We start from the raw sequence: 18,544 nt of genomic DNA, 5'->3' as shown, positions 1-18,544 counted from the left end.
GAAATCCACTAAAATCCAAAGTAACATGAGAACAAGAATAACACTTATTATCTGCCTGTGCCTGTTTGCAGTCGGCAGGGCAAGCGCACAGTGGGCGGTGATAGACCCGTCCAACATCGCGCAGAGCATCGTGAACACCTCGAAGAACGTGGTACACACTTCCACGACCGCCCAAAATATGATAAAAAATTTTCAAGAGACCGTGAAGATTTACGAACAGGGCAAGAAGTATTACGACGCACTCAAATCCGTGAACAATCTGGTAAAGGACGCCCGGAAGGTGCAGCAGACCATCCTGATGGTGGGTGACATCACCGACACCTATGTGACCAGTTTCCAGAAGATGATGCGTGACGACAACTTCACGGTGGAGGAACTGGGAGCCATCGCCTTTGGCTACACCAAGTTATTGGAGGAATCCAACGATGTGCTGACGGAACTGAAGAATGTGGTGAATATCACCACGCTCTCCATGACGGACAAGGAGCGCATGGACGTGGTGGAACGCTGCTACTCCAAAATGAAGCGTTACCGCAACCTCGTGAGCTACTACACCAACAAGAACATTAGCGTGAGTTACCTGCGTGCGAAGAAGAAAAACGACCTTGACCGCATCATAGGGCTGTACGGGAACATGAACGAAAGATATTGGTAGCCTATGAATTTCGACAACCTTCACCAAATTCTGCGCTCGCTCTACGAACAGATGATGCCGCTATGCGGGGACATGGCGGGCGTGGCGAAAGGCATCGCCGGGCTGGGCGCACTCTTTTATGTGGCCTACCGGGTATGGCAGTCGCTGGCGAGAGCCGAACCGATAGACGTGTTCCCTATGCTCCGCCCGTTCGCTATCGGTCTGTGCATCATGTTCTTTCCGACGGTGGTACTGGGTACGATAAACAGCATCATGTCGCCCGTCGTGCAGGGTACGGCAAAGATGCTGGAGGCGGAAACGCTGGACATGAACCGATACCGTGAGCAGAAGGACAAACTGGAGTACGAAGCGATGATGCGCAATCCCGAAACCGCCTACCTCGTGTCAAATGAGGAGTTTGACAAACAACTGGAAGAACTGGGCTGGTCGCCCGGCGACATGGTGACGATGGCGGGGATGTACATCGAGCGCGGGATGTACAACATGAAGAAGGGCATCCGCGACTTCTTCCGCGAGATACTGGAACTGATGTTCCAAGCCGCCGCCCTCGTGATAGACACCATCCGCACGTTCTTCCTCGTGGTGCTGGCGATACTCGGTCCGATAGCCTTCGCCATATCGGTGTGGGACGGCTTCCAAAGCACGCTTACACAGTGGATATGCCGCTACATACAGGTCTATCTGTGGCTGCCCGTGTCGGATATGTTCAGCACCATACTGGCGAAGATACAAGTGCTGATGCTGCAAAGCGACATCGAACGGATGCAGGCTGACCCGAACTTCTCGCTGGATTCGAGCGACGGGGTGTACATCGTCTTCATGATAATCGGCATCATTGGTTACTTCACCATCCCCACGGTAGCAGGCTGGATTATCCAAGCCGGAGGCATGGGAAGCTACGGTCGCAACGTGAACCAGACGGCAGGACGAGCCGGAAGTATGGCGGGCAGCGTGGCGGGCGCAGCCGCAGGAAACGTGGTCGGACGTGCCGGGAAACTACTGAAATAATCAACTGACAATTAAAAACGAATAAACAACAATGGAATTTAAGTCACTTAAAAACATCGAATCATCGTTCAGGCAGATACGCCTGTTCGGTATCGTCTTCCTCTCGTTGTGTGCCGTAATAACGGTATGGAGCGTGTGGAGTTCCTACCGCTTCGCGGAGCGGCAACGGGAAAAGATTTACGTGCTGGACAACGGCAAGTCGCTGATGCTGGCTCTCTCGCAAGACTTGTCGCAGAACCGTCCGGCAGAAGCGAGGGAACACGTGCGCCGTTTCCACGAGCTGTTCTTCACGCTCTCACCCGAAAAGAGCGCGATAGAGCATAATGTGAAACGCGCCCTGCTATTAGCGGACAAAAGCGTGTACAACTACTATTCGGACTTCGCCGAGAAAGGGTACTACAACCGCATCATCGCCGGGAACATCAACCAAGTGCTGAAGGTGGACAGCGTGGTGTGCGACTTCAACGGCTATCCCTACCGTACCGTGACCTACGCCACGCAGAAGATCATCCGGCAGAGCAACGTCACCGAGCGCAGCCTCGTGACCACGTGCCGCCTTTTGAACTCGTCCCGTTCGGACGACAATCCCAACGGTTTCACCATCGAGGGCTTCACCATCATCGAGAACAAGGATTTACAAACCATCAAAAGGTAACGGACATGAAGAAAATCAGAAAATCATTTTGGCGTGCGTACTGGAAGCTCCACGACAAAAAGAAAATGCTGGTGGCAAGGCTCAAAGGCTATCTGGACGGTTTGCCCCCGAAAACACGCAAGCGCATCGTGCTGGCGATGCTCGCCGCCTTCACGGTGCTTGCCCTTTACACCTTCGGCAAAGCTGTCTATGACATCGGCAGGAATGACGGCAGCCGGATAGTAACAGACCATGCCGGACAGGTGGAACTGTCCGTAAAGCCGGAAAACAATCATAATGTAATACCTTATTTATATGGAACAGACGAAGAATGAACCTAAAAACGAGAACAAGGCGGCTCCCGACAACGGGAAACCGAAGAAGGAGCGCAAGCCGCTGACCGAAGCCCAAAGGCTGAAACGTCAGAAAATGATAGTGCTGCCCGCTATGGTGCTGGTATTCATCGGTGCTATGTGGCTGATATTCGCCCCGTCTTCCGACAAGGAGCAGCAACCGGGAACGGGTGGTTACAATATCGAAATGCCCGACGCTGACAAGGCGAACCGTCAGATCATCGGCGACAAGGTGAAAGCCTACGAACAGGGGGCGATGGAGGAACGGCAGGAGAACCGCAGCCGCACCATGCAGGAGCTGGGCTATATGTTCGACCGCGAAGTGGCGGAAACGGATAGCGGCAGGGACTTCGACCTTGCCAATCCCGGAGGCATGGAAGAGAATGTGAAGTCCGCCCCGAAGACCATCCAATCATCCGCAGCCGCCTACCGCGACCTCAATGCCACGCTCGGCAACTTCTACGAGCAGCCAAAGAACGACAATGCGGATATGGACGAACTGTTAGAGCGTATCGCCTCGCTGGAATCGGAACTGGAAACCGAGAAAGGCAAGGCATCCGCTATGGATGACCAAGTGGCACTCATGGAGAAGTCCTATGAACTGGCGGCGAAGTACATGGGCGGGCAGAACGGCACACAGCCACCTGTCGGACAGGCGGCAGAGCCTTACCCCGTGCAGAAAGCCGGAAAGAACACGGCTGCACCTGTCAGGCAGGTAACGCATCAGGTGGTATCTTCGCTCTCACAGCCGATGAGCAACGCTGAGTTTGTCGCCTCCTTCTCGCAGGAGCGCAACCGCAGTTTCAATACGGCGGTGGGTGTCACGACTGTATCGGACAGGAACACCATATCGGCGTGTGTCTATGGGGCGCAGAGTGTGACTGACGGGCAGGCGGTAAGATTACGGCTGCTGGAGCCGATGGCAGTGGCGGACAAAATCATACCCCGCAATGCAGTGGTGGTAGGCACGGCAAAGATTCAGGGCGAACGACTCGATATTGAAATTACTTCGCTGGAGTACGCAGGTACGATTATACCGGTAGAACTGGCGGTGTATGACACGGACGGACAGCCCGGCATCTTCATTCCAAACTCGATGGAGATGAACGCCGTCAGGGAGGTTGCCGCCAACATGGGCGGCTCGCTGGGCAGCAGCATTAATATCTCCACCAACGCAGGGGCGCAGCTCGCCTCCGACTTGGGCAAGGGGCTGATACAAGGCACGAGCCAGTATATCGCCAAGAAGATGCGTACCGTCAAGGTGCATCTGAAATCCGGATACAAGGTCATGCTATATCAGGACAGAGATTGAAAACAATAACAATCAACGACTAAAAAAACAACAACCAAATTTTTATTTACCACTAAAATCCAAAGTAGAATGAAAAAAGTAATCATCATACTTGCCCTCGCTATGGGCATCGTAACTGCCAACGCGCAGGAGAACGTAACCGTTGTAACGGACAACGGAAGTGAACAACCGACCTTGACAAAGGAGGTCTATCCGCAGAAGGAGGCGGACGGCGATCTGTATCACGGGCTGACAAAGAAGCTGACCTTCGACCGCATGGTTCCCCCGCACGGCTTGGAAGTGACCTACGACAAGACCGTCCACGTCATTTTCCCCTCGGAGGTGCGCTACGTCGATTTAGGCTCGCCCGACCTGATTGCGGGTAAAGCCGACGGAGCGGAGAACGTCATCCGCGTGAAAGCGACCGTGAGGAACTTCCCGAACGAAACCAATATGTCCGTGATAACGGAGGACGGGAGTTTCTATACCTTCAACGTGAAATATGCCGATGAACCGCTGCTGCTCAACGTGGAGATGTGTGACTTCATCCATGATGGCGAGAAGGTGAACCGCCCGAACAACGCGCAGGAAATCTACCTGAGGGAGCTGGGCAGCGAAAGCCCGATGCTGGTGCGCCTTATCATGAAGTCCATCCTGGGGCAGAACAAGCGCGAGGTGAAGCATATCGGCTGCAAGCGATTCGGCATCCAGTACCTGCTGAAAGGTATCTATACGCATAACGGGTTACTCTATTTCCACACGGAGATAAAGAACCAGAGCAACGTGCCTTTCGATGTGGACTACATCACATGGAAAATCGTTGACAAGAAGGTGGCGAAGCGTACCGCCGTGCAGGAGCAGATCATCCTGCCGCTCCGTGCGCAGAACTATGCCACCTGTGTGCCGGGCAGAAAGAGCGAGCGCACGGTATTCACGATGGCGAAGTTCACCATCCCCGACGGCAAGTGCCTCGTGGTGGAGCTGAACGAGAAGAACGGAGGCCGTCATCAGTCCTTCGTGATTGAGAACGAGGACTTGGTACGTGCGGGTACCATCAACGAACTTCAAGTGCGCTGACCATGAGAAAGTACATCGCAATAGTCATCGCATCGCTTGCCCTCTTCACGGGGCAGGCGCACGCCCAGCGGTGCCTGCCGAAGATGCAGGGCATCGAATTGAGAGCTAACCTTGTGGACGGTATGCGTTTAAGTGGCAACAATGGCGGTTACAGTTTCGGGGCGGCTCTCTCCACCTACACGAAGAACGGTAACAAGTGGGTGTTCGGTGGCGAATACCTCTTGAAGAACAACCCGTACAAGGATACCGCCATACCTGTGGCGCAGTTCACGGCGGAGGGCGGTTATTATTTCAAGATACTCTCCGACGCCCGTAAAATAGTGTTCGTCTATGCGGGGGCTTCGGCTCTCGCCGGATATGAGTCGGTGAATTGGGGCGAGAAAGTGCTGCATGACGGCTCCACGCTCCATGACCGGGACGCCTTCATCTACGGCGGTGCGCTGACGCTCGATGTGGAGTTTTACGTGGCTGACCGTATCGCCCTGCTCGCCAACCTCCGGGAGCGCCTGCTGTGGGGTGGCGACACACGGAAGTTCCATACGCAGTTCGGGGCGGGCGTCAAGATAATCATCAACAGACACGTCGCATGGAACGGACGGACATTGAGAATATGAGGCAGATACCCATTGCGGACTTTCTCGCACGGCTGGGACATGAGCCTGTCCGAAGGAGCGGAAACGAGCTGTGGTATCGTGCGCCATACCGCAGTGAACGCACGCCCTCCTTCCGTGTGAACGTGGCGAAACAGCTCTGGTACGACTTCGGCTTGGGCAAGGGCGGCGACATCTTCACGCTTGTCGGGGAGTTTACCCGAAGCGGGGATTTCATGGCGCAGGCGAGATTCATAGCGGAAACCGCCCGTATGCCGCTTGCCGCAGCAGAAAAGCCGTTGTACCTGCCGGAACCGTCCGAACCTGCCTTTGAGGGAGTGGAAGCCGTCCCGCTGCTCCGCTCTCCGCTGACGGAGTATTTGAAGGAAAGAGGCATCCCTTATGCCGTTGCATCCCGCCACTGCTGCCGCCTGAACTACGGCGTGCGTGGTAAGCGGTACTTTGCCGTCGGCTTTCCGAACGTGTCGGGCGGCTATGAAACCCGAAGCCGCCGTTTCAAGGGTTGCGTACCACCAAAGGACGTGTCGCTGGTCAAGGCGGGGGACATCCCGGCGGACGTGTGCAGCGTGTTCGAGGGCTTTATGGACTTCCTGTCCGCCGTCACGCTCGGTTTGGCAACGGGTGACTGCCTTGTGCTGAACTCCGTCGCCAACGTGGAAAAGGCTTTGAAACATCTGGACTGGTACGAGCGCATCGACTGTTACCTCGACCGAGACGAAGCCGGACGCAGGGCAATGGAAGCCCTGCGGACACGCTACGGAGGAAAGGTGACAGACCGTTCCGGCATCTATCAAGGCTGCAAGGACTTGAACGAGTACCTGCAACAAGTATCAAGAAAACAACAAAAGAACAACAATCTAAAAATCAAAGAATAATGAACATACTGAACAACAAGAACAAGAGAACATCAATCTTCAAGGCGTTGGCACTCTGCCTGTTCGCTGCAGTGTCATTCACATTCGTATCGTGCGACGACGATATGGACATCCAGCAATCCTATCCCTTCACGGTGGAAACCATGCCCGTGCCGAACAAGGTCACAAAGGGGCAGACGGTGGAAATCCGCTGTGAGCTGAAGAAAACGGGCGATTTCGCCAATACCCTCTATACCATCCGGTATTTCCAGTTCGAGGGTGAGGGCACACTGAAAATGGACAACGGCATCACTTTCCTGCCCAATGACCGCTACCTGCTCGAAAACGAGAAGTTCCGGCTGTACTACACGGCGCAAGGTGACGAGGCGCACAACTTCATCGTGGTAGTGGAGGACAATTTCGGCAACTCCTATGAGTTGGAATTTGACTTCAACAACCGAAACGTGAAGGATGACGGGGTTATCACTGTTGTCCCCATCGGGAACTTCAAGCCCCTTACACGATGATGCGTGTATTCATGGCTATCCTCTGTTCGCTTCTGGCGGTCTGTTCCGTGTCCGCACGGAACAGACGCCATGAGGGAACGGACGGGCAGGCGGCTATCTACCGGCTGCCACCATTTGAGAGGGCGGTGCGATGCACGAAGTATTTTGAGGGCTGGCATTCGGAAAAACATCACCCGTATGTAGGATATGGACATCGGTTGCAGCCGGGGGAAAGGTATTCGGCACGCACCATGACGAAGCGGCAGGCGGACGCGCTTCTGCGAAAAGACCTGCGGAAGTTCTGCGCGATGTTCCAGCAGTTCGGGAAGGATTCGCTTCTGCTTGCCACGCTCGCCTACAATGTCGGTCCGTACCGTCTTTTGGGGAGTGGGAAGATACCCAAAAGCACGCTAATCCGAAAGCTGGAGGCGGGTGACAGGAACATCTACCGGGAGTATATCGCTTTCTGTAACTATAAGGGGAAACGCCACGCCATGCTGCTCAAACGAAGGAAGGCTGAGTTTGCGCTGCTGTATGTACCATAAAGAATAAGTGTCTGACGAAAGAAACTCCGATGAAGCCGCCAACTTCATCGGAGTTTCAGTTTTCATACATTCGGGATTGTCCCTTTGCCTGCAACCTCACCGTCCCTGCAATGCTCTATGATACCGGGTGAAAATCCCATGCTGCCGATTGCGATATGCCGGATATAGTCTGTATATTCCTGACCTTGAAAATTCCTGCCCGTAAGGTTCTTGAAAACCATCTTTATGCTTATGCCGTCGTTGCTGTACAAGATGGTTTTTCCGTTCTGTCTGATTGTTTCCATGATTAAAACTTGTTTTTGTGAATACTATCGTAGATTGGTACAAAGGTTTCTTTGCCTACTTTCTTATCCGCCATCATGCTCATGAAAGAAAGTAGGCGGCTTTTGCCGCCCACCCCTCAAAAGCGGGTGTAAAGTCCCGTTACCATCGTGAACATTTCCTCCAGCATATCGCAATATATCCCCTCGTGCGTTTCAATGTCCTTCGTCCTGCTCTCGAATGTCTTTTTGCTGAACGTCTTGCGGTAGAAACGCATATTGTATAGGTCTGCCCCTCCGTCATAGATGATGTCAAGGCGGTTGGCACTGGTCTTGTTCCTCGCAAGGCTCATGCGCAAGCCGTTGCCCATGTCTGTGAAGTCTTTGCTTCCCGTCATGGCGGCAAAGCGTCTGCCGCCAATCTGCTCTAAAATTGTCTTTGCTATCATATCCGTTGTCTTTTAGGTTTATGGTTCGGGCGGTGCGGACACCGCCCCAATGTTCAAAATTCTGTTTTCTCGGTTATGGGTGTGCATTTTTCCAGCCACTCTTTCAGACATTCCATGTTATACTCGCTCGTGATGACTGCCGTATGGCTGTCAATGGCAGTGAAACGGCTGCTTTCATAGCTGTCTATCCACCCCTTTAGGGTATCAACTCCCCACGCTTCGGCATCGTCAAAGATGCCGTCCAATGCCGTAATGGGTTCGCTGAATTTGACTATCAGCGTTTGGTAGCCTGCTTCGTTCATCGCTTCTCCTCCTTCCTTTCCTTTGCCGTTAGCCACTTGTCCCGTGCGGCTCGACATTCGTCTAATGTGGGTTTGACACAAGAGAAAAGTTCCCCGTCCGTGTGGCGGTAGTCGTATTGCACAAGGGTGCGTTTGCGTCTGCCGATACCCGTTTGGAATTTCTCGTAGTTCTCCGTTCCTGCCGATTGGCAGGTGCTTACTCCGTTAATTGTCATTTTTGTTGCCATAGTCGTTGTTATTTAGATGATTAGAAATGTACAGACAGCACTCTGTGTTGCATCACCATTTCGGGGTCGCTCGTGTAGCGTTGGTGCAGGTAGAAATGATGAGAGCCGAAGCCGTAAAGGAAGAACTTGTCAAGTTCGTGTTTCTCGGCAAAGTCCTTGACGCTCGCCCTTAATTGCTCCTCACTCTGACAAAGAGTGAGGAGGTTCATAAATTCAAGGAACATCGTGGGGATTTTATCATCCCATAGGAAAACCATGCTTTCAAATCTTACTTCCATAATGTTAGTTGTTAGATGTCGATATTATGCCGCTTTCATCCGCTGGCGGATAAGGTTGGCGTTCTTGTTCACAAGGGCGATGATGCGGTCGTGGTATTCGGAGTTCTCGTTGCATACGCCACGACACTGCACCACCTCAAAAGTTTTTAGTGACACCTCTATCGTTTCAATTCGTTTTCCGTCAATGGTGGCGGATAGGATAAGGGAGTCTTTTCGTTTGTGGTAACCGCCCACACAATGATGCATCGTCCTTCCTTCCTCTGCCATTTCTTCCACGCTCTCTATGACTTTGACGCAAATAAGGCTGTCGGTAAAGGCAAGTCCGAAGAATATGCCCTTAGCTTTCAGATATTGTTTCTCGTCCTCAATCGCTTTCCTGCGTTGCTGTTCAGTCCGCTCATGTTTCCTTTGCAGGTTGCGCTTTGCCACCAACTTGTCGTGTTCAACTTTGAGGTCGGCAGGGCAAACGTATTTCGGGCTGTTTGTGTCCTTGCCGAAATGACGCAGGAGGTCTATGGTGTCACGCCACATTGAGCCGTCCTCAATAGTATAGCCGTTGCGGATACATATCTTGATTGAAGCCCAATACTCTCCAATATTGAAAGAGTGGTACAGATAGTAGCGCAACATGGGATATTGCCCTGCCTTCAACAGCGTTTCCGCACGGCTGTCCGACAATAATGCCGGTATTAGTTTGGTGGGTACAATGTCGTGGAAATTGCCGTTAAAGCCGTTTCTGCGGAGCGTCGGCAACACCTTATATCTTGGATATATCGGGGAATATGAGATATGGCGGTACGCTTCATTGTCATTGCGGATAGCAAAAGGAGAAGCGAATGAGAACGTGTCGATGTAGCATCCCAATGTGCGTGGAATGGCAACAACAGCCTTACGCCCTTGTTCATTCCACCAATACTGCCCGATTTCAAGGGCATAGGACTTGGCATTAACCCCTTTCTCCATACCCACGACAAGCAAGAACATTCGTAGCACTTGGTATTCTCCGCTTGTGGTAAGGGTTGTGAAATACTGCTTTTGTCTTACCTTGCGCTGATAGGTGAGGCAGACTTTCAAACTTGCTCCACATTCGGGACACGTACAATGCTCGGTCTGCTCCGTCATTACCCAACTATGACCGCAATCCATACAAGTGGTACGACCTTTCGGCAAGCGGTGTGCATAATGCTCCACGCAATTACGGAATGCCCAATTTATCTGTATCGGGGTTATCGGGCGTAGTTTCTTGCTTTGGGCAAGAACTGCTTTTTCAAATTTGTTTCTCGGTTTCATAAGCCAAAATCAAATAATGAGGGTTGAACTTGGGTTTCTGTTTTCGCCTTTGTCGGCTTGGTGCGGTTCTGCAACTTGCGGAGTTCCTCGTCTTGGTATCTGCGGACTGCCTGCTGACGTGCTTCTGCTTTTTCCTCTGCCGTGAGTTCCACAATGTGGTTCACCGCCACTTGGCATTGGATAGGCTTGCCCACCTCAATCTCGTTCTCGTCATAGTAGTGTACTGCTTGTCCGTATATCTCTCCGTCCGTGAAGCCGTTACAACCGCTTTTCTGCACATAGTTCAGAATGTAGGTTACGCAATCGTCAATGTTCTTGGCTGGATTGCGGTAGCTCTTCGCAAAGAGCGTGTCTTCCTCCGCACGTTGTTCCAAATACATCTGTATCGTTCTCTTGAAATGGTCTGTTCCTTTCATATCGCTGTCGTTTTTATGAGTTGTCAAATAGTATGTTTCAAAATCTCCCTCCAATAAATCGGCTCAACCTCGCTCAATAGGAAGTCTATAAAGTCCTTCCGTGCGTTCTTGTTCAGTTCGTGGTAGAGTCCACGGAACACGGACATATTGCCGTTGAGGTATGTTTCCACCATGTACTCGAAGATGTTGCCCACCTCGTAGTATCTGCATTGTTGCTCCACTGTCTTGCTTCTTCTCTTTGCCATGTCGGTAGGGATTAAAGGGTGAATAACCAAAGAATGAAGCCGAAGAACAGGATAACGGAAAGAATAGCCACGATTACCCCTATTGCCACTCGGAACACTCCGTTTATTATCTCTCTGACGATGTACCAAAGGATGCCGGACACCCAAAAGGCGGTGCGCATGATTAGGGTGCATATCGCAAGCCCTATGTATTGCGCCATTTGTCTGAAATTTACCGTTGCTGTCATAGCCGTATCATTTGTTAAGTTCCACGATGCTGTCTATCCTGCCGTATAGGAAACTGCGGAGTGCCGTCTTGTCGGTAGCCTTGTATTCCGCCCAATGCCCATACTGCTTTACAATGTAGGTTCGGAGAATGTCGGAAAAGTCAAACATCCAACCTTGCAAGGGTACTGCGCTCTTGAAATAGGTGTTGCTGTTCACGTTGCGTGTAAGCCAATCCTTTTCCTCTCGGCTCAATTTCTCACCATTGTTCAGTTTGGTGCGAAGTCCGTACACCTTGCTGCCTTGCAGGTTCTCCAAACTTGGTACTTCCCATGCCACGAATTTTGTTGCTATTGCCGTTCTCATATCCGTTTTGTTTTTGATTTTTTGTTTTTTAATGCGGATTCAAGAGCTGAGGGAGTTGAGTTTCAAACTATCTTATCTGCCTCTCGTTTATCCGACATTTTTTTTAATGCGTCTTTCTGTCGCATCGGTCGTTTTCGTTTCGGGTGCTTAAAAAGGTAGGGATTAGGGAATGCAAGGTTTTTCGGGAAAATACTACCCGAAGGGCTGGAGATTTTTCCAGAAAACAGGAGGCTTGACCTTGCTTTCCCGTACAATCCCGGAGTTACCTTTGCACCCAGCACGAAAATGACTGCCTGATGCGGCTCACTGAAAGGCGCGAAAATGGAGGTAAACGGAAGTAGAGGCAGATTAGACAGTAAAACTTCAAAAGAGAAATCCGTGAGAAAGACATCCCCAACAGAAAAGAACATAGCCGGTAGCGTGAAACCAGGCAAACCATCGGCAAGGAAGTATGTTTTTATCTGTTTGGCCAAACGTCTTTGGTCGGATGGATAAAATCATTCTTCCCGGATTGTATGCTGTGAGTGACGGCTTGTTCCATTTATGGAATGTGCGGTCATACACGGCTTTCCGCTTCCGGCTCAAAAGGACAACGAAAAAAGAAAAATCGTCAAAACCCCGTAAAAGCACCTCTTTGGCATAAGCACAAAAGAAAGGGGCCTTGTCTCATCAGTCTAAACTATTGTTTAGGCGTGAGGCAAAGCCCTTTTCTCCGCTTATGCGGCAGTCGGCACACGTTCGTTCAAAATCTTTTTGGGCGATGGTGTGCTGACGGATAAAATCGCTTTTACGGAAAAACTTGTGTGAGAAGAAAAAATCAGGAGATTCATTTCTAAATCTCCCGTTTTATTGTTACTTTTGCATACGAAGAGTTCTTTGAAGGTTACGCAACGCACAGAAGAATAATGCAGTAGATAACTAACTAATTCGTAACCTATTACTATTATGAGCGATTACCCAATGCTCATTTCCAATAAATTACACTCTTTTCGTAACTTCTCACTGCAAAATTACAAAATATCTATGTAATTAAGGCAAAATAGTCTTTTCATAATATACATTTTGTTTTGTCAGTTGGTGTTTTTTGACTTTTGTTACAAGTATGTCATTCTGATTTTGCCGCATCATGGTTTTGCTTTGTGCTGATTGGTGCCGCTTAGGTTGTCAGCAAGGGCAGAATTTACGGTCAAGGGCTGTTGGCTTTCACTCGGTATAAAGTAAATTGCTTGCAGAATGCATGAATGTGTCGGTAGGGCAGAGAGTGGTGCAGGCTTATGGTTGGAGTCGGCGTGTCTGCGGCTCGTGTCTGATGTTTCTCCGTCAGCCTTGTGTATGGATATAAAAAAGAGGCATGCCATTTGCGGCATGCCTCTTCTTATATAGATTAGCTATGTTTATTCGTCTGCCAGCGGGTCGAATGTTCCGGCTGAACCTCCATGCTGACTGTCTTCCCAACCGATGGTCTGCTCCAGAGCCTTGTTGTTGTTCTGTGCTCCCTGTGTCAGTCCGAGGAAGTAGTAGCGAGGCAGGAAGTTCATGTAGAGCTTAACCTTGTTCTGGTCGTAAGAGTCGCCCTTCTTGTCCTTGCGAACGAGGTTGTCGCTGTACCATGTCTTCAGAGTTTCCAGCTGCGGGTTGAGCTCCTTGCGGAGGTCTACTGCTGCACAGCGTGTTCCGCCGTTCTTCAGCAGCGGGTCGCTGTCGGCTGTTGTTCCGCCAACACCATACTTGTCGGCTACGCGGAATTCCATGTTCTCACGGCGCTGTCCGTTGAGCTGCTTGAAGCCGAGCCATGTACATGTGTTGCCGCCCCATCCTGTCAGTGTCCATGTTGAAGGCGCACCCTCAACCTTTGTTGCACCACCGTCGTAGAGCATCCAGCGGCGAAGGTCGTCGAAACGCTTGCCCTCGTATGCAAACTCTATCTGGCGCTCATAGAGAATGGCCGACATACATGCAGCCTGGTCTGACTCAAGGTTGCTCTGCAGTCCGTAGTTGTTCTCGCCGGTGTAGCCTGCGCGGGCACGAACCTGCTTCAGATAGCTTACGGCGTCTGTCAACTCACCTGCACCGCATGCAACCTCAGCAAGGTTGAGCAGCACCTCTGCGTAGCGGAGCTCGATGTAAGGCTGAGCTGAATAAGCAAATCCGCCGTTGCTTGCTGTACCGGTGAAGGTGTACATAGAGTTTGTATTTACGTCGTAGTCGTCAGAACGCTTGCGCACGTAAACGCCAGAGCAGTTTGTCAGCAGGTTGTCTGCACCATAGTCGTTTCCGCTCTCAGGGTCGCCCTGGTCGTCGAGGTCTGTATACCATACGTAGTTCCAGAGTTCATAATTCTTTCCGTCGTCATACAGCGGGTTGTTAGGATCTGCCTCCTGAACGCTGCTGTTGCCGTTGTAAGCCCAGCGGAAGCCGGGGAATGCGAATGTGCGGTAGAAACGCGGGTCGCGGTTCATGAACGGATGTTCGCGGTCGTATGTCATAGACGAAGCCTCGAGCTTTGTGTAAGTGTCGGCAGAAGCCGGGCGCTTACCGTCAGCCATCGGGAACATGTCTACCAGCATTGCAGAAGCGTTCTTGCCAGAACCTGTTGTGTTCTTCGGACGGATATAACGCTCCCAGTTGCTGTTCTTCTGACCGTCGCCGGCCTGTACAGTGTTGTAGAGAGTTACGAACACAGCCTCAGGGTTCTTGTCGCTCTGGTTGAACTGCAGTGCGAAGTCTGAACCGTTTACGTTGTTTGTAGATGTGAACAGACCATAGCCGCAAGAGTTGATAGAGTCGAGCTCGGCCTTCATCTGTGTGTATGCGTTCTTCCAGCGTGTCTCGTCGTTGGCACGGTTGAACAGCGGGCTGGCCCACAGCAGCAGCACACGGCCTTTCAGCGCGAGGGCTGTTCCTGTTGTTACCATACCCCATTCGTCGCTCGACCAGCCGCCGTTCATAGTCTTGTCAGCAAGCATCTTGGCTGATTGGTCAAGGTCGCTGAGGATGAAGTCGATACAAGCCTTTGCTGAACGGCGAGGGTTTACAACACCCTCTACCGGGTCTTGCACTTCTGTTACGATTGGCACACCTCCGTAGAATTTCACGAGGTTATAGTAGCACCATGCACGGAAGAAGTAGAGCTGTCCGAGATATTCGTCCTTCTTCTCCTGTGAGAGGGCGCCGCCTGAGATGCCTTCAATGGCGTCGTTGATGTTGCGGATACGTCCCCATGCGTTGTTCTGAATGTTGTTCGGAGTACCGAAGAAATAGTCAGGAACAGATGTTCCGCTCATTACAGACAGTGGGTTCTGCGGATCAACGAATGCTCCGAAGCCGCTGTACTCCTCAGTCGACTGTGCCTGAGTGTCGTTGCTTCCTGTAGAAGGATATTGCCATGTGGGGTCGCTGTTCACCGTAGGCAGACACCAGCTGTAAACGTCGTATACACGGCGCAGGCATCCCTCTTCTGTGTCGTAAATACCTGTATTTACGTTATCGTAGTTCTTCTTTTCCTCAAGGAAGTCATCACTACATGATGTGATGGTCATACTTGCGATGAGGCCAAGTCCGAACACTTTTATTATATTTGTTTTCATTGATAAAATTCTATTAAACGGTTATATTTTCTTAGAATGTAAGATTTACTCCAACTGTAAACTGACGCAGTGTAGGATAAGAACCGTAGCTGCACATCGGATCCATGAAGTTGTCTGGATAAGGATTATAGAAGCTCAGCAGGTTCTGGCCTGTAACGTTTACGCGGGCTGACTGTATACCGATTTTCTTCACGAGGCTTGACGGAATAGTGTAGGCCAGTGTCAGACGGCTCAGTTTTACTCGTGTTCCGCTTATTCTCCAGAACGATGATGTTATTGCGTTTACGCTCTGGTAAGCGAGGTTAGGCAGGCTTCCGTTGCGGTTGGCAGCTACTACGAGGTTGCCGGCTGCATCGTATATGTCCTGATATGAGTACATGTTGTCAACATTCCAGAATGAAGGCATGTTGGTGAACTCGAGGTCGTCTACGCCTGAGCCTGACTTCAGTGCAGAAGCGTCAACGAAGCTGTATCCACCCCATGAAGCGCTCAGCTGGGCTGTGAGAGAGAATCCCTTGTAGTCGGCGCCGAGGTTCATTGTAACGCTGTAAGGATTGTTGCGGTTAGACAGACATACCTGGTCGTTGTCCTTGTCTACCACGCCGTCAGGTTCTGCGTATGTTCCGTCTTCCTGCTGCGGTCCGCGTACATCCTTATATATAAGCATACCCGGGCGAACCTCGTCTTTGCTCATTCCGAGGTAAGATGTGATGTTGTATTTGTCGAAATACTCCTCAATATCCTGGAATGAACGGAACATGCCGATGCACTGCATACCCCACAGACCGATGTCTGTACGTCCGCCGCGCTGTATCTGACGATAGATATAGTCTGTGGCGAAGTCCATGTTCAGCACCTTGTTGTCGCTGTAGCCTGTGTTGAGACCGATACGGTATTTGAAGTCCTTGCCGATCTTGTCACGCCATGTAGCGCTCAACTCGTAGCCCCAGCTGTCCATCTCGCCAAGGTTTACTGCTGCCGACTGTGTACCGATTGTTCCCTCGATAGCCTGGCTGATGTTCATCAGCATGTCGCGGTTCCACTCGCGGTACATATCGTAAGAAACGCTCAGACGGTTGTCAAGTACGGTGAAGTCGAGACCAAAGTTGGCTTTGTAAACCTTATCCCAGTGAACATCCTTGTTTACGGCAGAGTTGTTCTTGTTGATGGTTATACGGTTCTCGCTTTCGTTAGAGATGCCTGTACCGAACACCGGACCGCGGTTGGCGTCCTGGGCGTAAACCTGCATCCACTGCCATGCGGCTGTGTTGTCACGTCCTGTCATACCGAATGATCCGCGAACTTTCAGGAAGTCTACCCATGGAAGAGCCTCCTTGAACCATTTTTCTTCAGACATTACCCAACCTGCGCTGAATGACGGGAATACTCCCCAATAGTTTTCCCGGGCGAATTTCGTTGAAGCGTCAGAACGGATAAGGAATTCTGCCAGATACTTGTTGGCGTATGCATAGTTGATACGTCCGATGTAAGAGAGAGTTCCTGACTCGCTGCGGGTGAAGGTTATAACCTTTGTCTCGCCCTCAGCTGAGTTTGACTGTCCTGTTGTGAAGGGGTAGGGGTCTGAAACCATGGCATAGAGATACTCGCTCTCTGCTTCTGATTTCTCTATTGAGAATAATGCTCCGATGCTGTGCTCGCCGAAGTCTCTGTTATATGACGCCGTAAAGTTCATCTGGTAGTTGTCTGTACGTGTCATAGAGCGGTTCAGCTGTGACGGGTCACCGTTGGCTATTGTATGGGGCAGCAGGTTCGCCTCTGTGATAAACTGGCTGTAGTCCTGACCTTCTACCGGAGTATACAGGTGGCTTCCGCTTCCGGGGCGTGTCTGCATTGTGTACACTTTGTATTCAGAGCCATACTGGTTGGTCTTGTCTGTGTTGATGCTCTTTGAGTAAGAGAATCTCAGCTTCAGTCCCTTCAGTATCTTGCTCCATCCGAAGTCGTAGTTGATGCTTCCCTGAATGTTGATGTTAGAGTTCATCGTGCGGCTGTAGTCGCCGTTGTTTCTCAGTTCAGAGAATGAGTAGTTCTGGTCATCGTCCACCTGAGTGTTGCTTATTCCGTATGCTGCGATTGGCAGGCCGTTGACATACTCCGGAATATAGCGCGGACGTGTGAGCAGGATATTGTAGTCCTTTTCGTTAGAAGTACCGCCCACTTTGATGTAAGGTGTGTTCTTCTTTCCGTAGTCGCCTGATACACTGAGGTTTGCGCCCAGCCACTGGCTTACCTTAACGTCTACTCCTGCACGGTAGTTCCAGCGGTTGTAGTCAAGGTTGCCGAGGTTACCGTCCTGGTCGAAGTAAGAAAGACTTGCAAAATAGCTTGCACGGTCAGTTGCTCCGCTGAGGTTTACGTTATGCTTCATCGTAACGCCAGTCTCCCAGTATTTGTCCAGCAGGTCGTAGTTGAGGCCCTTCATGGCGTTGAGCTCGTCTGCCTGATAGAGGTCTGTAAGATGGTTGAGCGATGTGTTCTTCGGGTCGGCTGCTGCAACAGCGTTGTAGAGACGGCCATACTCGTATGCGCTCAGCATCTTGGGATGTGATACGGCGTCTGTGAAACCGAATGTACCGCTGTAAGAGATGCGCGGTGCGCCGAGCTTACCCTTCTTTGTGGTAACGAGGATAACACCGTTGGCCGCACGTGCACCGTAGACGGCTGCTGAAGCGTCTTTCAGCACAGAGATGCTCTCCACTTCTGCCGGGTCGAGGTTGTTGAATGCCTCTGCACCGAGGTTCTGTGTTGAGTTGCCCACCTTTACGTCGTTTGGATAGATGTATCCGTCGATGACGAACAGAGGCTGCTGTGCCACGCTACCTACGTCGCCGAGCGAGTTGGTGTCACGTATATACATTGTTGCGTTTTCGCCCGGACGGGTGTCGCCGCCGCTTACGCTCAGACCGTTGACAAGTCCTGACAGACTGCTTGCCAGACCGCCTGAGGTCATGTCCTGAATCTCGTCCATAGGAACAGTTGCAACAGAACCGGTCAGGTGAGCCTTCTTCTGCACACCGTAACCTACTACGACAACTTCTTCAAGATTCTGTGAGTCTTCCTGCATTTGTGTTCTTCCGCCGGGAGCAACGGTCTGTGTAAGATATCCGATGTAGGATATTGTCACCTTGCTGCCCTTGGGTGCAGAGATGGTGTAGTTACCATTTATGTCGGTTATCACACCGGCGTCCTCCTTGCCGCTTATGCGGACAGATGCGCCAATGATAGGGTCGCCGTTTTCGTCAACGACTGTACCCTTCACCGTCTGGCTTTGTGCCAGTGCCGGTGTGGCAGCACAAACCATGAGGCCGAAGCATAGAGCTTTTATGAATTTTCTTTTCATATCTTATGTTTTTCTTTTGTTATCG

At 51.2% G+C, this 18,544-nt stretch carries 23 protein-coding genes; 10 read left to right on the top strand and 13 right to left on the bottom strand.

Going from position 1 to position 18,544, the window contains the following annotated elements:
- Positions 1-25: 25 nt before the first annotated feature.
- The 10 genes from EJL04_RS08075 (at position 26) to EJL04_RS08030 (ending at position 7,534) form a co-directional block, all read left to right on the top strand.
- Positions 26-655 carry a DUF4141 domain-containing protein gene (locus EJL04_RS08075; RefSeq protein WP_005643923.1) on the top strand — a complete coding sequence of 210 codons (630 nt, stop codon included), beginning with the start codon at positions 26-28 and terminating at the stop codon, positions 653-655.
- 3 nt (positions 656-658) lie between these two features.
- Positions 659-1,663: a conjugative transposon protein TraJ gene (traJ, locus tag EJL04_RS08070; protein WP_005643924.1), complete on the top strand. Its 1,005-nt coding sequence runs from the start codon at positions 659-661 to the stop codon at positions 1,661-1,663.
- A 31-nt stretch (positions 1,664-1,694) separates the two neighbouring features.
- Positions 1,695-2,318 (top strand): conjugative transposon protein TraK, encoded by a 624-nt coding sequence (gene traK, locus EJL04_RS08065; protein WP_007366506.1) that lies wholly within the window; start codon positions 1,695-1,697, stop codon positions 2,316-2,318.
- A 5-nt stretch (positions 2,319-2,323) separates the two neighbouring features.
- On the top strand, positions 2,324-2,632 hold the full coding sequence (locus EJL04_RS08060; protein WP_005643926.1) for a TraL conjugative transposon family protein: 309 nt from the start codon (positions 2,324-2,326) through the stop codon (positions 2,630-2,632).
- Positions 2,613-3,962, top strand: coding sequence for a conjugative transposon protein TraM (gene traM, locus EJL04_RS08055; RefSeq protein WP_005643927.1), 1,350 nt, complete (start codon positions 2,613-2,615; stop codon positions 3,960-3,962). The genes EJL04_RS08060 and traM overlap by 20 nt, the downstream gene beginning before the upstream one ends.
- Positions 3,963-4,031: 69 nt before the next feature.
- Complete coding sequence (traN, locus tag EJL04_RS08050) at positions 4,032-5,018, top strand: conjugative transposon protein TraN (protein WP_125104629.1); 987 nt, start codon at positions 4,032-4,034, stop codon at positions 5,016-5,018.
- Positions 5,019-5,020: 2 nt separating this feature from the next.
- A complete protein-coding gene (locus tag EJL04_RS08045; RefSeq protein ID WP_125104628.1) occupies positions 5,021-5,632 on the top strand; it encodes a conjugal transfer protein TraO in 612 nt (203 codons plus the stop codon).
- Entirely contained in the window at positions 5,605-6,504 is a 900-nt protein-coding gene (locus tag EJL04_RS08040; protein ID WP_077154581.1) for a toprim domain-containing protein, read from the top strand. The genes EJL04_RS08045 and EJL04_RS08040 overlap by 28 nt, the downstream gene beginning before the upstream one ends.
- Positions 6,504-7,010: a DUF3872 domain-containing protein gene (locus EJL04_RS08035; protein WP_005827314.1), complete on the top strand. Its 507-nt coding sequence runs from the start codon at positions 6,504-6,506 to the stop codon at positions 7,008-7,010. The genes EJL04_RS08040 and EJL04_RS08035 overlap by 1 nt, the downstream gene beginning before the upstream one ends.
- Positions 7,007-7,534: a glycoside hydrolase family protein gene (locus tag EJL04_RS08030; RefSeq protein ID WP_005827312.1), complete on the top strand. Its 528-nt coding sequence runs from the start codon at positions 7,007-7,009 to the stop codon at positions 7,532-7,534. The genes EJL04_RS08035 and EJL04_RS08030 overlap by 4 nt, the downstream gene beginning before the upstream one ends.
- A 62-nt stretch (positions 7,535-7,596) precedes the next feature.
- Here EJL04_RS08030 and EJL04_RS08025 read toward each other — a convergent pair whose 3' ends face one another.
- From EJL04_RS08025 to EJL04_RS07960, 13 genes are all read right to left on the bottom strand, one after another.
- Positions 7,597-7,818 (bottom strand): DUF7688 family protein, encoded by a 222-nt coding sequence (locus tag EJL04_RS08025; RefSeq protein ID WP_004310300.1) that lies wholly within the window; start codon positions 7,816-7,818, stop codon positions 7,597-7,599.
- Positions 7,819-7,934: 116 nt separating this feature from the next.
- Complete coding sequence (locus EJL04_RS08020; protein ID WP_004310301.1) at positions 7,935-8,243, bottom strand: hypothetical protein; 309 nt, start codon at positions 8,241-8,243, stop codon at positions 7,935-7,937.
- Between the two features lie 53 nt (positions 8,244-8,296).
- Positions 8,297-8,602, bottom strand: a complete 306-nt coding sequence (locus EJL04_RS08015) for a DUF6956 domain-containing protein (protein ID WP_005643944.1) — start codon at positions 8,600-8,602, stop codon at positions 8,297-8,299.
- Positions 8,542-8,772 (bottom strand): DUF3873 domain-containing protein, encoded by a 231-nt coding sequence (locus tag EJL04_RS08010; RefSeq protein WP_005643946.1) that lies wholly within the window; start codon positions 8,770-8,772, stop codon positions 8,542-8,544. Before EJL04_RS08010 ends, EJL04_RS08015 begins: the two co-directional genes overlap by 61 nt.
- A 20-nt stretch (positions 8,773-8,792) precedes the next feature.
- Positions 8,793-9,050 carry a hypothetical protein gene (locus EJL04_RS08005; protein ID WP_005827305.1) on the bottom strand — a complete coding sequence of 86 codons (258 nt, stop codon included), beginning with the start codon at positions 9,048-9,050 and terminating at the stop codon, positions 8,793-8,795.
- Positions 9,051-9,074: 24 nt separating this feature from the next.
- Positions 9,075-10,340 (bottom strand): PcfJ domain-containing protein, encoded by a 1,266-nt coding sequence (locus EJL04_RS08000; RefSeq protein WP_004310303.1) that lies wholly within the window; start codon positions 10,338-10,340, stop codon positions 9,075-9,077.
- Positions 10,337-10,756 carry a PcfK-like family protein gene (locus EJL04_RS07995; protein ID WP_125103782.1) on the bottom strand — a complete coding sequence of 140 codons (420 nt, stop codon included), beginning with the start codon at positions 10,754-10,756 and terminating at the stop codon, positions 10,337-10,339. The genes EJL04_RS08000 and EJL04_RS07995 overlap by 4 nt, the downstream gene beginning before the upstream one ends.
- A gap of 23 nt (positions 10,757-10,779) precedes the next feature.
- Positions 10,780-11,001 carry a hypothetical protein gene (locus tag EJL04_RS07990; protein ID WP_005643956.1) on the bottom strand — a complete coding sequence of 74 codons (222 nt, stop codon included), beginning with the start codon at positions 10,999-11,001 and terminating at the stop codon, positions 10,780-10,782.
- A gap of 11 nt (positions 11,002-11,012) precedes the next feature.
- Entirely contained in the window at positions 11,013-11,228 is a 216-nt protein-coding gene (locus EJL04_RS07985) for a hypothetical protein (protein ID WP_005643957.1), read from the bottom strand.
- A gap of 7 nt (positions 11,229-11,235) precedes the next feature.
- Positions 11,236-11,571 (bottom strand): hypothetical protein, encoded by a 336-nt coding sequence (locus tag EJL04_RS07980; RefSeq protein ID WP_004310306.1) that lies wholly within the window; start codon positions 11,569-11,571, stop codon positions 11,236-11,238.
- Positions 11,572-11,633: 62 nt separating this feature from the next.
- Entirely contained in the window at positions 11,634-12,044 is a 411-nt protein-coding gene (locus EJL04_RS16605; protein WP_241209963.1) for a hypothetical protein, read from the bottom strand.
- Between the two features lie 921 nt (positions 12,045-12,965).
- Positions 12,966-15,158 (bottom strand): RagB/SusD family nutrient uptake outer membrane protein, encoded by a 2,193-nt coding sequence (locus tag EJL04_RS07965; protein ID WP_125104627.1) that lies wholly within the window; start codon positions 15,156-15,158, stop codon positions 12,966-12,968.
- Between the two features lie 31 nt (positions 15,159-15,189).
- Positions 15,190-18,519 carry a SusC/RagA family TonB-linked outer membrane protein gene (locus tag EJL04_RS07960; protein WP_125104626.1) on the bottom strand — a complete coding sequence of 1,110 codons (3,330 nt, stop codon included), beginning with the start codon at positions 18,517-18,519 and terminating at the stop codon, positions 15,190-15,192.
- Between the last annotated feature and the right edge of the window lie 25 nt (positions 18,520-18,544).

The organism is Prevotella marseillensis, from assembly GCF_900625065.1.
GTDB lineage: Bacteria > Bacteroidota > Bacteroidia > Bacteroidales > Bacteroidaceae > Prevotella > Prevotella rara.
The sequence above is the reverse complement of the archived record's forward strand: the minus strand, read 5'-3'. Positions and strand labels throughout refer to the sequence as shown.

Coding starts and splice junctions, on each gene's coding strand:
- traJ (WP_005643924.1), top strand. CDS start 659: ATGAATTTCGACAACCTTCACCAAATTCTGCGCTCGCTCTACGAACAG.
- EJL04_RS07960 (WP_125104626.1), bottom strand. CDS start 18,519: ATGAAAAGAAAATTCATAAAAGCTCTATGCTTCGGCCTCATGGTTTGT.
- EJL04_RS08045 (WP_125104628.1), top strand. CDS start 5,021: ATGAGAAAGTACATCGCAATAGTCATCGCATCGCTTGCCCTCTTCACG.
- EJL04_RS07965 (WP_125104627.1), bottom strand. CDS start 15,158: ATGAAAACAAATATAATAAAAGTGTTCGGACTTGGCCTCATCGCAAGT.
- EJL04_RS08040 (WP_077154581.1), top strand. CDS start 5,605: ATGGAACGGACGGACATTGAGAATATGAGGCAGATACCCATTGCGGAC.
- EJL04_RS07980 (WP_004310306.1), bottom strand. CDS start 11,571: ATGAGAACGGCAATAGCAACAAAATTCGTGGCATGGGAAGTACCAAGT.
- EJL04_RS08060 (WP_005643926.1), top strand. CDS start 2,324: ATGAAGAAAATCAGAAAATCATTTTGGCGTGCGTACTGGAAGCTCCAC.
- EJL04_RS08035 (WP_005827314.1), top strand. CDS start 6,504: ATGAACATACTGAACAACAAGAACAAGAGAACATCAATCTTCAAGGCG.
- EJL04_RS08015 (WP_005643944.1), bottom strand. CDS start 8,602: ATGTCGAGCCGCACGGGACAAGTGGCTAACGGCAAAGGAAAGGAAGGA.
- EJL04_RS07990 (WP_005643956.1), bottom strand. CDS start 11,001: ATGGCAAAGAGAAGAAGCAAGACAGTGGAGCAACAATGCAGATACTAC.
- EJL04_RS07995 (WP_125103782.1), bottom strand. CDS start 10,756: ATGAAAGGAACAGACCATTTCAAGAGAACGATACAGATGTATTTGGAA.
- EJL04_RS08030 (WP_005827312.1), top strand. CDS start 7,007: ATGATGCGTGTATTCATGGCTATCCTCTGTTCGCTTCTGGCGGTCTGT.
- EJL04_RS07985 (WP_005643957.1), bottom strand. CDS start 11,228: ATGACAGCAACGGTAAATTTCAGACAAATGGCGCAATACATAGGGCTT.
- EJL04_RS08025 (WP_004310300.1), bottom strand. CDS start 7,818: ATGGAAACAATCAGACAGAACGGAAAAACCATCTTGTACAGCAACGAC.
- EJL04_RS08005 (WP_005827305.1), bottom strand. CDS start 9,050: ATGGAAGTAAGATTTGAAAGCATGGTTTTCCTATGGGATGATAAAATC.
- traM (WP_005643927.1), top strand. CDS start 2,613: ATGGAACAGACGAAGAATGAACCTAAAAACGAGAACAAGGCGGCTCCC.
- EJL04_RS08000 (WP_004310303.1), bottom strand. CDS start 10,340: ATGAAACCGAGAAACAAATTTGAAAAAGCAGTTCTTGCCCAAAGCAAG.
- EJL04_RS08020 (WP_004310301.1), bottom strand. CDS start 8,243: ATGATAGCAAAGACAATTTTAGAGCAGATTGGCGGCAGACGCTTTGCC.
- traN (WP_125104629.1), top strand. CDS start 4,032: ATGAAAAAAGTAATCATCATACTTGCCCTCGCTATGGGCATCGTAACT.
- EJL04_RS08075 (WP_005643923.1), top strand. CDS start 26: ATGAGAACAAGAATAACACTTATTATCTGCCTGTGCCTGTTTGCAGTC.
- traK (WP_007366506.1), top strand. CDS start 1,695: ATGGAATTTAAGTCACTTAAAAACATCGAATCATCGTTCAGGCAGATA.
- EJL04_RS08010 (WP_005643946.1), bottom strand. CDS start 8,772: ATGGCAACAAAAATGACAATTAACGGAGTAAGCACCTGCCAATCGGCA.